Genomic DNA, 12,130 nt, shown 5'->3' on the forward strand with positions numbered 1-12,130 from the left:
TCACACCTATTGCCTTATTTGAGGCCTTTCACATTATTCGCATTAATTTCTAGCCCGTGTTTTTTTGCAACTTCAGCGATTCGTTCATAACGACTTAACTTCTCTACTTCAGCCTGTAACTCTTGATTTTCTTTTTGCTGCTGTACAATTTTTTGTTCTATTGTCGCAGCTTCTACATTAACTTGATAAAGGCCTGCTTTATTTCCAATAAACGCTACACAGGCATACAATAAAAAGCCAATAAACGCTACATACAACAGTTTTTCGATTCTTGTAATCTTCGCTTTAGCTTTTGGTTGAACCATCTGCTGTGGGGGCGTTTGAATCTGAACCTCTTCTTGCGCTTGTTGCTTGTACTTTACAGCTAAGTTACTCATACCTCTCTCCCCTTTTTATCGTTTTTCAGCGATTCTCAATTTCGCAGAACGCGCTCGATTATTTTCTTCTAACTCTATATCAGAAGGTAAAATCGGTTTTCTTGTAATAAGCTTTAATTTCGGCTTAAATTCATCAGGAATAATTGGTAATCCTGGTGGCAATTGTGGCGTTGTACTATTTCGCTTAAACGTCGTTTTACAAATACGGTCTTCTAAAGAATGGAATGTTATAACGCTAACTCTTCCGCCTGGCTTAACCATCTCAATTGCAGATTCCAACGCTTCTTCAAATACTTTCAATTCATCATTTACCGCAATACGGATCGCTTGGAACACTCGCTTCGCAGGATGTCCACCCGTTCTACGAGCAGGAGCTGGAATACCCTCTTTAATTAGTTCTACTAATTCCCCTGTCGTTTCAATAGCTTTATTCTCACGATACGCTTCAATTTTTCTTGCTATTTGTTTTGAAAATTTCTCTTCGCCATACTGGAAGAAAATTCTTACAAGTTGTTCATATGACCAACTATTTACAACATCATAGGCTGTTAATGGGGCATCTTGATCCATTCGCATATCTAACGGTGCATCATGATGGTAACTAAAGCCACGCTCTGGTGTATCTAATTGCGGGGATGAAACACCTAAATCAAATAAAATACCGTCTACTTCTGTTATACCTAATTCCTGTAGTTTTTCAGATAGGTAACGGAAATTACTCCTTACTGTTATGAACTGCTCACCGTATGAAGAGAATTTTTCTTTCGCATTTTGAATTGCTATCTCATCTTGATCAAACGCGATTAATCTTCCGCCTTCAGTTAATTGGGATAATAAATAAGAACTATGTCCTCCTCCCCCCAGTGTACAATCTACATATGTACCACCTGGCTTTATATCTAAGCCATCTACTGTTTCCTTCAAAAGCACTGTTACGTGATTAAACATTGTTGCACCTACTCTTTTTCCAATTAATTATGTTGAATGTATCTCCTCCTCTAAACGCATATTTCACGACTAGAGAACGAAATACTATGAAAGAACGACTCATTTAACTTGCCTACAAAGGCAGCATACTATACAAATCGCCATTTTCTTTTATTATATACTAAATTTTATCATCTTTTGCGGGAATTTAAATAAAAAACTGTCGAAAAAGATAATAATACGTTTACATTTTGTGCTATTTTGTCATATATTTAAGTATCCTGCATAATTACGATATTAGCTTTTTTAAAATTAATAATTCAGAAAAATTTCACTTCACAGTAAATTCAACGGAATAAAAATAAAATCCTGCTCCTAAGAGCAAGATTCTATAGTTTTATAACGTGATGTTTTCCATTCCAAGAGAACGGTTTTTCCATTACACGATCAACGAAATCTAAACCGAACTGATTTAAATAGTAACATACATTCCACACACGCTCTTGTGGCGCTCCCAATGGGCGTAGTGCAAATTGTATACGACGGAATTTATTTAGTTCCACTTCATGTTTTTTCTCAACATTTCTTTTCAACATTCTTTCCAACAGTTCAATTTGTTCATTAATTTTGAACTCGTTTTTCCCTGCAAACGAACTTAATCCAGGATCTATTTTCTTCACAAACTGTTGTAATGACTTATGAATATCAATTATTTCTTTTTTCACCTCTACAAATCGTTCATCTATCGGTTCCTCTATTTGATTAGATAGCCAGTTTTCACGCAACTTATCTACGTTATTCAAAAACGGGTCACTCTCTTGCAATTGTAAATCGTGTAAATCTGTCGCTATATCCCTCTCAATATAAGTAATTGTAATACGAGGAACGACAGGAGGCATTCGGAAGCCGATAGTATGGAAGACTTGTTGTAATTCACTCCAGTAAGCTAATTCCCCTGGACCTCCAATAAACGCCAACGTAGGAAATACATACTCTTGCATAAGAGGGCGCGTTACAACATTATTACTAAAGCGCTCTGGGCTTCTTTCCATCTCTTCAATCAATTCCTCATATGAAAAGGAATACGTCCCATCTTTCCCAACAAACTTCCCTTGATTGTCTTCAAGCAACACTCGCTCATTATCAATTTCCATAAATATATGTACTGCATTAGACTTTGTTTCAATAATTGGCTTATATCCTAATTCTTTAATTACTTCCTGTTGGTTATGAAGCCCCTCTTGCACTTCTTTATACTTACTTACAATTTGTTTAAAAAACGGCACTTCTAATTTTCTTAATTCAGGATGATGCGAATCGACAAGAATTAAACCAGAATTCATGAACATTTTCATAATAAGGTGACCAAAGAAATCTACATACGTATTCGATTTCCGTAAAGAATCATCAATAAATCGCAGTACATCCTTTGTAAAATTCGTTTCAGGGTATGTTTTAAAAATTTCTTCAATCCACTTTCTACAGTCTTCCAAAGAAAGCTCAGACTCTGAAGCACTCGCCTTTTTCGGATTACGATCATGAAAAATGGTCTTTTTTATTTTTTTATTCTTCGTTACAAAAGTATGATTAATTTCATCCATATCATGGTCTTCACCAGCAATCCAGAAAACAGGAACAACTTTAACGCCTAAACTTTCTTCCTTTTCCTTCGCAAGCTGTAAAACTGAAATAATTTTATGAATCGTATAAAGTGGCCCAGTTAATAACCCAGCTTGTTGTCCAGCTATAACAACATATGTATCTTCATCTTCAAGCGCTTTTACATTTTGAATGGTAGCTTCTCCCGCTTGTAATTTTGTATTATATTCTAATAAATGCGCTACTAAATCTTGGCGGAAAAACTCCCTCTCACGCAAATCTTGTACACGCTGTTTAAAAGCATCTTCTGTTAACATATAATCAAAACACGACTGTATCTCTTTTTTACCGTTCATATAGTCCGCTACAACACCTTGTTGCGGAACAGAGATTTCTTTTATCTCCATATAATTCTTCCTTTCGTATCCTGTTCTCTCACCAATCCACATTGTAGTCAATGTTTCACGTAAAAGCAAAGAATTACACTTATACTTTTACTTCTAACCCTTTTATTGCATCGAACAAAAATTGAAGTGTCGGAACGGATCGTTGCTGTTTCTTAGCTTCTTCTAATACATATCCAACAATCGCACCAATCTCTGTTTGTCTATTCGCCCTTACATCTGCCAGCATAGATGATGTATTATGAGATGTTCTTTCACATACATGACGTACCATTTCCCATACCATTTCTTTTTCTTCTTTAACGAGAAAAACGACTTCCTGGAATACTTGCTCCATCATCTGATAAAAAAACGGGTTCGTGATCAATTCTCCGTTCTTGACCTGTAATAATGCCGTCAATGGATTGATACATACATTCACTACTAATTTTTTGTGCATAACATCCTTCCAATTATCTTCTATTCGAATTGGAAAATGCGGAAAAGGAAAGCAATTAAATATTTTTTCAAAATGTATAGACCGACCGCGCACGATTCCAAACTTCGTTACACCTATCCCTGTATGATAAACGGTATGTCTTTCTTCTTTTTTCGCACCATGCTCTACAATTCCAACTGCAATATTTTCATTCTCTATTTTCTGCATAGCATGAAGGTGTGACATTCCGTTTTGCAAAAAGACTACTGAGGATTTCCCTCGCACAAAGGGTAGTATGTCAGTTATATGATATTGCTTAACAGCAATAAATATATAATCTAGCTGCTGGTCTAGCATGCTTTCTATTGGTAATACTGGCGGGAATACCGTTTCACGTTTCCCCTCCCTAATACAAGTTACACCCGTTATATTTAATTCGTCAGCCTGCTTAGCTGTCCTTGTAAACAACGTAACATCTTGATTACTTTTTTGTAAATAAAATGTATACAATAGACCAATAGCTCCCGGTCCCACAACTCCAATTTTCATTTTCACACAAGGAACTCATTTGAACACGATACATAAGTCCCTTTTTCCCCTCCTCTTTTATTCCGCGAACCCCCGATTCATACGGAATCATAATTAACTAAAGATGATCAACTGCCACCTCTTCTTTCAATATGTATATACTACTCATTACTATACTTCTACTCTTAGTTTAGCAAATCCTCAAAAAAATAATAAAAGAAATACACTATCATCTTCATAAAAATAAAAAAATGAGTTATAATATTATTATAAATATTTTCACTTTTCTGCATTCAATGAGACAAAAAGGATGTGATGTTATGGGATTCCCAAAAGTTGAGCGCTTGCTCATCAATTATAAAACATTAGACGAGTTTAAAAAATTTAAAGGCTGCGGAGCTCAAGAACTATCCATGTTAGAAGAATTACAAGCAAACATTATTGAAAATAATAGTGAATCTCCATTTTACGGTATTTATTACGGTGGATCACTCATTGCACGTATGAGTCTATACATGAAAAGGAACGGCGGGGAACCATTCGAAATTACAGGTACTTACCTAGAACTTTATAAACTTGAAGTATTACCAACTTTCCAAAAACAAGGATTCGGAGAAATGCTTGTAAATTATGCGAAGGGACTGCAGTTCCCAATTAAAACGATCGCACGTATCCATTCAGCTGGTTTTTGGGATAAATTAAATTTCCAACCTGTGTCAGTACCTGATGGTGATTTTTACGTTTGGCACCCAGAAACAAATTTGAATGCGGTTACAAATGAAGAGTCTGCATAAGAAATAAAAAAACAGCTACATAGCAGCTGTTTTTTTATTTCTTTAACTTCTCTAATTTCCCATTCGAACGAGCGCTATTTCTTTCCGCTACCATTACACTTCTTTTTTGATCGATATAATCAAGCAATGTTCTATATTCTTCCTCATATACTGATAATCGCTCCAACAGGCTCTCTTTCTCTGTTTGTAACGATTCAATTTGCTGTTGCAACACCACTAAAGAGTTTTCATCTTTATAATTTTGCAAGAAATCAATAACATCATTCAATGTAATTGACGTAGGTTCTAATACCTTCGTCTCTTTCACTTCATAATTTTCCACTTTACGCAGTTGCTTCGCTTCTTCAATACGTTCTTTGTATTGCTTTCTAACGTAAGAATTCCATCTAAAGCCACATGCTGCTGGTGTACGAGATAAATGTCTTCCCACTTCTTTAAAGGCAGATAATTGCGTTCCACCTTCTCGAATATGCCGGAGTACTACTTCTGCCAGAAGCAAATCTTCATCATCAGTCCAAGCATCTTGTCTTGTTGTCGCCATCTCTCTAGTCCTCCCTATGCATTTTTTATTAAACATATGCAGTTACTAGAAAAGATAGAATACAACAAATGAAGAATAAGACAAAAAAAAATAAACGTAGAAGATATCTTCTACGTTTATTTTCCCGCAATTACTTGCTGATTACTTCTTTACCTTTGTAAGTACCGCATGCTTTACATACACGGTGAGCTAATTTCGCTTCACCACAGCTTGGGCACTCTACCATACCAGGTACTGATAATTTGAAATGCGTACGACGCTTTCTTTTTACTGTTTTAGAAGTTCTTCTAAAAGGTACAGCCATTCTTCCCACCTCCTTAAAAGAAATAGTTATTTTCATATGAAGGCCTGAACCAGTCTTCCGATTATTTGTCAAAAAACTTTGCAAGTCCTGCCAATCTTGGATCAACAGGCTTTTCTTTGTCTTCTTCCGAAATCACTTGCCAGTCTTGACCTTGCGTCGGTGCTCCACCAGAAACATCATCACTGAAAATTTGCATTGGAATCTCCAAAAGTATATTTTCCTTGATTACGGGCAGTAAGTCAAGTACTTCTCCTTCTAAACAATGAATTTCAGCTTCAGTTTCAAATTCTTCTTGTGAAGTTTGGAACACCTCAGTTGTTTTAATGTCAAATGGTAATGTCACATCTACTAAAGAGCGAGAACATGGTAAAACCATGCTTCCAGTTATATGTAGATGGAACGTAAACTTACCGGAGCCAAAATCAACTCTTCCTGTTACGTGAACAGGATTAATTTCACGAATATCTTTCTCGACCTCTTTTAGCTCACTTACATCTACCATCTCATCCAATGTCAATCCTTTATTTCTCAATTTATTCAATTGATGGATGGACCATTTCATATCATATCACCTCAAGGCAACAAACAAAATTATAGCTAGCCATTTTATATTTGTCAATGTTTTTTCTTTACACTATAATGAAGTCATCATAGTAAATAATATATAGAGTATCACGTTTTTCAAAAAGATGCTACATCGAAAGGAGAGATTACCATAAAAGCCAGTGGTATTGTTGTTGAATATAACCCTTTTCATAACGGTCATGCTTATCATGTGCAACAAACAAAAAAGTTAACACACTCTGATATTACAATCGCTGTTATGAGTGGCCCTTTTTTACAACGTGGTGAGCCAGCACTCATATCCAAATGGTATCGTACCAAAATGGCCTTAGCATGCGGTGTAGACCTCGTTGTAGAGCTTCCTTATGCCTTTTCAACGCAAAAGGCCGAAACCTTTGCAAATGGCGCTATTTCTATTTTAAACGCCCTACACGTTTCTGAAATTTGTTTCGGCAGTGAAGATGGACAAATCGAAAATTTTTATAACACCATCTCTGTGCAGAAAAATGAAGAAGAGACTTTTAATCGTCTTGTAAAGCAATTTATGAACGCAGGTAATAGTTACGCAAAAGCTACATCTGAAGCTTTCCTACACATTTTATCTTCTGAAAAAAATATAGACATGTCACAACCAAATAACATTTTAGGCTTCCAATACATAAAAGCAATTCTAATGCAAAATAGTTCTATGCAAGCACAAACGATAAAAAGATTCGCATCTCATTATCATGATGAAACATTTAACGACCAACATATTGCAAGCGCAACAAGTATTCGCAAACAACTTTTTAGTGAAAATAGTTCCTTTACAGAAATTGAGCCTTTCATCCCAAAAGCGACTGCTTCTCTTTTAGCAAGTTATAAACAAAACTATGGGACATTACATAATTGGGAACAATACTTTTCATTTTTTAAATACAAACTTATGACAATGTCTCCAGAAGACTTACGACATATATATGAAATTGAGGAAGGTTTAGAGCATCGTATTTTATCAAAAATACAAACCAGTTCCTCCTTCCATTCATTCATGGAAGCGTTAAAAACGAAACGTTATACGTGGACTAGATTACAAAGAGCTTGTACACATATTTTAACAAATACAACAAAAGAAGAAATACATTGCGCAAATATAGAGCAACATGCACCATACATTCGTCTATTAGGCATGTCACAAAAAGGACAAACGTACCTTTCAAAAAACAAGAAAAAAATAGAGCTTCCAATCCTTACCCATACAAAAACATTTGACCATCCTACTTTACACATAGATCGAAAAGCCAATTCTGTATATTTCTCCATCATACAAGAACCATTACGAACACAACTACTAAAACAAGATGCAACACATCACCCAATTCGTTACGATGAAACAACTGCAAAATTCCTATAAAAAAATCTCTCTGAAAAAGAGAGATTTTTTTATTTATTGCCCATTTTTTCCAAATACATTAATGCATCATCCAACGTATCAACTGGCACAACTTTCATTTTCGTTTTAATATCTTTCGCAGCCTCAAGTGCATCTTTATAATTCGATTTCTCTGCACCTTTTTCATTTGGTGCAAAGAACACTTCAGCACCAGCATCACTTGCAGCAACCACTTTTTGCTGAATACCGCCAATCGGACCAACTTCTCCCTTTTCATTGATCGTCCCTGTTCCAGCTATTTCATGCCCTCTTGTTAAATCATCTTCCACCAGTTGATTATATATTTCTAATGTAAACATTAGGCCTGCCGATGGTCCGCCTATTTCATGAGAGTCAATTTTCACTTTCGGATCTACCACTAATTCTCTTTCCGTAACGATAGAAACACCTATACCAACACGTCCATTTCCATTCGGAATAGTCTTTACATTTAAATTTTCTTTTAACTGTTTCCCATCCCTCTTGTACTCAATATTTACTGTATCTCCTTCTTTTTTCCCTGTCATATATTCAATAAATTGTTCTGTCTTTTCAAATGTTTTTCCGTCGACGGCAATGATAACATCTCCAAGTTTAAGCTTTCCTTCTGAAGGCATCCCTTTCGCTACACCAGCAACCAACACACCTTTATTTTCAAAAGAAACAGTACGATTTGCACGTTTATAAGCATTATAAATCGCTGCATTTTGCGAATCTTTCATCGCATAATTTTGGCGAAATTGATATTCTTCATCACTTTCACCTTTTTGCAATATTTCTTCCGCTTTTGAAATATGTGTATATTTATTAAACTGTGCCGCTATTAAATTCACTACATTTGCCGGTCCCATTGAAACCGTAACAAGCATAAAATCACCTGATTCTTTTGTTCCCCCTTCAACTTGAACGTAAGGCTCTAATTTGGCAGCCATTCCTGGTTTCGTTACATAATACGGCAGGCGTACATAAACAAGTAACATTGCCAATATAACCCCTATTAAAATTGCATATATAAACCGAAAACGCTTAAACATTATGTTTCTCCTTCCACTGCTCAATTAATAAATGAATATTTGCAACATGCTTTTCCGCTTCTACCTCTCCAACTCGAATAATGTCTTCAATGTTTGTAAAAGCCCGGGAACTAAATTGTTCTACAGCTGGTCGCATCATTAAATCAGATGCAATTTGCCGATTTATCACAAGCTCATGTTGCATAATTTCAATACTCTGCATAATTACATCATAAATAGACGTAACCTCTCCATTTACTTTAATCGGGGATACATCAACAGCAATGACAATATCGGCACCTAACTCTTTCACAACCGATACTGGGATGCGATCAATTACTCCGCCATCTACCAATAATCGTCCATCTATTTTCTCTGGCACAAACACTCCAGGTACAGAAATACTTGCTCTCACCGCCTCTGCAACTGGACCACTTGTAAAAACTACTTTTTCCCCCTTTAAGATATCAGTAGCCACAACAGCCGTCGGGATATCTAATTCTTCTAAATTTTTATTATATGTAAACATTTTAATCATATCTTTGACACGTTTTCCAGAAATAAATCCCATTTTCGGAACCGTAAAATCTAAATAGTATTTCCTCTTAAAAACATTTGCCAGTTTATACAGTCTTTCAACGTTTGAACTAGCCGCATAAAATGTACCTACTAAAGCCCCCATACTACTTCCTGCAATCATATGAATCGGTATATCATTTTCCCTTAAAACCTTTATAACACCAATATGAGCAAAACCTTTTGCGCCCCCAGATCCAAGAGCTAAGCCAATTTTCGGTTCTTTCACTTTTCTCACCCTTTAATTTTTTTCGTTCCTTTTTCATACTTATGGTCTAAATTCACTACGTATCCACGTATACTGAAATGAACGTTTTTTGGGACAAAGGGGGATTTACTTACATGTATGAAAAATGGAAAACGGCTTTCCTTACCATATCAACACTTTTTTTAACCTTTTCTCTTGTACTCCACCCCCAAGCTGCTTTACAAGCTTCCATTCGAGGGTTAAATATATGGTGGGAAGTTGTATTCCCTTCACTTTTACCGTTTTTCATCATTGCCGAACTTCTCATTAGTATTGGTGTTGTAAAATTTATAGGCGTTATATTAGAACCACTTATGCGACCACTTTTCCGCGTTCCAGGAATAGGCGGATTTGTTTGGGCAATGGGAATGGCTTCAGGCTTTCCCGCTGGCGCCAAATTAAGCGCTAGACTGCGCAAAAGCAATCAGCTAACACAAATTGAAGCAGAGCGCCTCGTATCTTTTACAAACTCATCCAATCCACTTTTTATTTTTGGCGCTGTTTCTATCGGTTTTTTCAATAATCCGAAATTAGGAATCGTATTAGCTGCTGCACATTATGTAAGTAATTTTGCTGTCGGGTTACTGATGCGTTTTTATGGCAATAACAACAGTTCCACGCATGATAAACATGTTACTAAAAAACACCCTTTTCAAAACCCTTTTTCAATTCTACACGAGACACGTATGCAAGAAAAAAGACCAATAGGAAAATTACTTGGGGACGCTATCGTTTCTTCTATTCAAACGCTACTTATGATTGGTGGATTTATTATTTTATTCTCTGTTTTAAATAAAATGATTACTGTATTTCATATTACAGCAGCCCTGTCTTTTATTATGCAACATATTTTATCATTCTTCCAACTAACTACTGAATTTAGTATCCCAATATTATCTGGCATGTTTGAAATGACACTTGGAAGCCAAATGATTAGTCAAATAACTGAAACACCCCTCCTGCAGCAAGCTATGGTAACAAGCTTTATTTTAGCATTTAGCGGCCTTTCTATTCAGGCACAAGTCGCTAGCATATTAGCTGAAACAGACATTCGATTTAAGCCCTATTTTTTCGCACGAATTATCCAAAGTATTCTTGCCCCTATTTTTACTTTTATATTTTGGAAACCATTTTATGAAAAAGTAAGCTCTTTTTCACCTATGCAAAAAGATATCCCTGTCTTTTTATCGAATCATTCTTCTATTCTGCATGAATTTTGGACATCTTTTATACACTACGGACCGATATTTACATTATTTTGCTTATATGTATATGTCATCTTATTATTTTTTCGGAGCAACAAAGAAAAACCCCGTTCACTTTAACGGGGTTTGAAACTTTTCTTTTAAAGCACGTTCTACAACAGGAGGTACAAGATCTACTACACTTCCTCCATATCTCGCAACTTCTTTCACAATGCTCGAGCTTAAAAATGAGTATTGATTGTTTGTCATAATAAAAAAGGTTTCAATGTTTTCATCTAACTTTCGATTCATAGAAGTAATTTGCATCTCATATTCAAAATCAGAAACCGCTCGTAACCCACGTAAAATCGCGTTCGCATTACGCATTTTTGCATACTCAACTAGTAGTCCACTATGTGAATCTACTTTTACGTTAGGGATATCCTTTGTTGCTTCTCGAATTAAATCTAAACGCTCTTCCACTGAAAAGAACGGTTTTTTTGACGAGTTGTTTAAAACTACTACGTATACCTCGTCAAATACTTTTGCTCCCCTTTTAATAATATCCAGATGCCCAAGGGTAATTGGATCAAAACTTCCCGAAGAAATAGCTATACTTGTCATTCCGTCCCCTCACCTTCATACTTATAAATCGATATCGCTGTAATGCCATAATTTTCAGCTCGCACTTTTACAAGTCTTCCTATAGCCTCAGGTAAAACTACATCATTACCATGCTCCGCCATAATTAAACCATCGTTATGTAGCAATCCATGTTGATCCATTACACTAATTAAAGATACAATTTTTTGATCTTTATATGGAGGATCAATTAATATAAGATCAAATGATATTTCACGTTTTATAAGTGCTTTTATCGCACGTTCTGCATCATTCCGATATACTTCAGCCTGTTCCTGTATTCTACAACTTTCTAAATTTTGATGGATTACCTTTATCGCTTTATTGTCTCGATCAACAAAAATCGCTTTATCGATCCCTCTACTTATAGCTTCGATTCCAAGACCACCGCTACCACCAAATAAATCAAGAGCGACACCCCCATCAAAATAAGGGCCTATCATATTAAAAATGGATTCTTTTACTTTATCAGTCGTTGGACGTGTTGTATTACCTGGCACCGCTTTAAGTGGGTGTCCTTTACATTTTCCTGAAACTACTCTCATCTGTTGTCACTACCTTTATTTCAATCTATCGAGCAATTATAGAAAGCCTTTCTCCA

14 protein-coding genes are annotated in these 12,130 nt (G+C 35.8%); 3 read left to right on the plus strand and 11 right to left on the minus strand.

The features are described from left to right. Positions 1-14: 14 nt before the first annotated feature. The 4 genes from ftsL to panE form a co-directional block, all read right to left on the minus strand. Complete coding sequence (ftsL, locus tag ACTFNE_RS01050) at positions 15-377, minus strand: cell division protein FtsL (RefSeq protein WP_000067081.1); 363 nt, start codon at positions 375-377, stop codon at positions 15-17. A 15-nt stretch (positions 378-392) separates the two neighbouring features. Beyond that, on the minus strand, positions 393-1,325 hold the full coding sequence (gene rsmH / locus ACTFNE_RS01055; RefSeq protein ID WP_000481790.1) for a 16S rRNA (cytosine(1402)-N(4))-methyltransferase RsmH: 933 nt from the start codon (positions 1,323-1,325) through the stop codon (positions 393-395). A 368-nt stretch (positions 1,326-1,693) separates the two neighbouring features. After that, positions 1,694-3,310 carry a bacillithiol biosynthesis cysteine-adding enzyme BshC gene (gene bshC / locus ACTFNE_RS01060; RefSeq protein WP_046198482.1) on the minus strand — a complete coding sequence of 539 codons (1,617 nt, stop codon included), beginning with the start codon at positions 3,308-3,310 and terminating at the stop codon, positions 1,694-1,696. A gap of 79 nt (positions 3,311-3,389) precedes the next feature. Beyond that, the gene (gene panE / locus ACTFNE_RS01065; protein WP_000782393.1) at positions 3,390-4,280 is read right to left on the minus strand and encodes a 2-dehydropantoate 2-reductase; all 891 of its coding nucleotides are present in this window, start codon (positions 4,278-4,280) and stop codon (positions 3,390-3,392) included. A 293-nt stretch (positions 4,281-4,573) separates the two neighbouring features. Between panE and ACTFNE_RS01070 the strand changes: the two genes are divergently transcribed. After that, on the plus strand, positions 4,574-5,047 hold the full coding sequence (locus tag ACTFNE_RS01070) for an N-acetyltransferase (protein ID WP_000506707.1): 474 nt from the start codon (positions 4,574-4,576) through the stop codon (positions 5,045-5,047). Positions 5,048-5,081: 34 nt separating this feature from the next. On the opposite strand, the gene ACTFNE_RS01075 is transcribed toward ACTFNE_RS01070, so the two are convergent. From ACTFNE_RS01075 to ACTFNE_RS01085, 3 genes are all read right to left on the minus strand, one after another. Further along, positions 5,082-5,588, minus strand: coding sequence for an RsfA family transcriptional regulator (locus tag ACTFNE_RS01075; protein WP_000246478.1), 507 nt, complete (start codon positions 5,586-5,588; stop codon positions 5,082-5,084). 130 nt (positions 5,589-5,718) lie between these two features. Next, positions 5,719-5,892 (minus strand): 50S ribosomal protein L32, encoded by a 174-nt coding sequence (gene rpmF / locus ACTFNE_RS01080; RefSeq protein ID WP_001984764.1) that lies wholly within the window; start codon positions 5,890-5,892, stop codon positions 5,719-5,721. 61 nt (positions 5,893-5,953) lie between these two features. Further along, complete coding sequence (locus tag ACTFNE_RS01085; RefSeq protein WP_000872145.1) at positions 5,954-6,454, minus strand: YceD family protein; 501 nt, start codon at positions 6,452-6,454, stop codon at positions 5,954-5,956. A gap of 153 nt (positions 6,455-6,607) precedes the next feature. On the opposite strand from ACTFNE_RS01085, the gene ACTFNE_RS01090 reads away from it, so the two are divergent. After that, positions 6,608-7,849, plus strand: a complete 1,242-nt coding sequence (locus ACTFNE_RS01090) for a nucleotidyltransferase (protein WP_368087285.1) — start codon at positions 6,608-6,610, stop codon at positions 7,847-7,849. 29 nt (positions 7,850-7,878) lie between these two features. Here ACTFNE_RS01090 and ACTFNE_RS01095 read toward each other — a convergent pair whose 3' ends face one another. After that, the gene (locus tag ACTFNE_RS01095; protein WP_000476307.1) at positions 7,879-8,901 is read right to left on the minus strand and encodes a SepM family pheromone-processing serine protease; all 1,023 of its coding nucleotides are present in this window, start codon (positions 8,899-8,901) and stop codon (positions 7,879-7,881) included. After that, the gene (locus ACTFNE_RS01100; protein ID WP_000662598.1) at positions 8,894-9,685 is read right to left on the minus strand and encodes a patatin-like phospholipase family protein; all 792 of its coding nucleotides are present in this window, start codon (positions 9,683-9,685) and stop codon (positions 8,894-8,896) included. The genes ACTFNE_RS01095 and ACTFNE_RS01100 overlap by 8 nt, the downstream gene beginning before the upstream one ends. A 113-nt stretch (positions 9,686-9,798) precedes the next feature. On the opposite strand from ACTFNE_RS01100, the gene ylbJ reads away from it, so the two are divergent. Then, complete coding sequence (gene ylbJ, locus ACTFNE_RS01105; RefSeq protein WP_000273104.1) at positions 9,799-11,028, plus strand: sporulation integral membrane protein YlbJ; 1,230 nt, start codon at positions 9,799-9,801, stop codon at positions 11,026-11,028. Here ylbJ and coaD read toward each other — a convergent pair. Together coaD and rsmD are read right to left on the minus strand one after the other, a co-directional pair. Beyond that, positions 11,020-11,511 (minus strand): pantetheine-phosphate adenylyltransferase, encoded by a 492-nt coding sequence (gene coaD / locus ACTFNE_RS01110; protein ID WP_000200598.1) that lies wholly within the window; start codon positions 11,509-11,511, stop codon positions 11,020-11,022. The genes ylbJ and coaD overlap by 9 nt on opposite strands. Beyond that, entirely contained in the window at positions 11,508-12,074 is a 567-nt protein-coding gene (rsmD, locus tag ACTFNE_RS01115) for a 16S rRNA (guanine(966)-N(2))-methyltransferase RsmD (protein WP_001266987.1), read from the minus strand. The genes coaD and rsmD overlap by 4 nt, the downstream gene beginning before the upstream one ends. Positions 12,075-12,130 lie beyond the last annotated feature (56 nt).

Source organism: Bacillus cereus group sp. MYBKT111-2 (assembly GCF_051915205.1).
Lineage (GTDB): Bacteria > Bacillota > Bacilli > Bacillales > Bacillaceae_G > Bacillus_A > Bacillus_A paranthracis.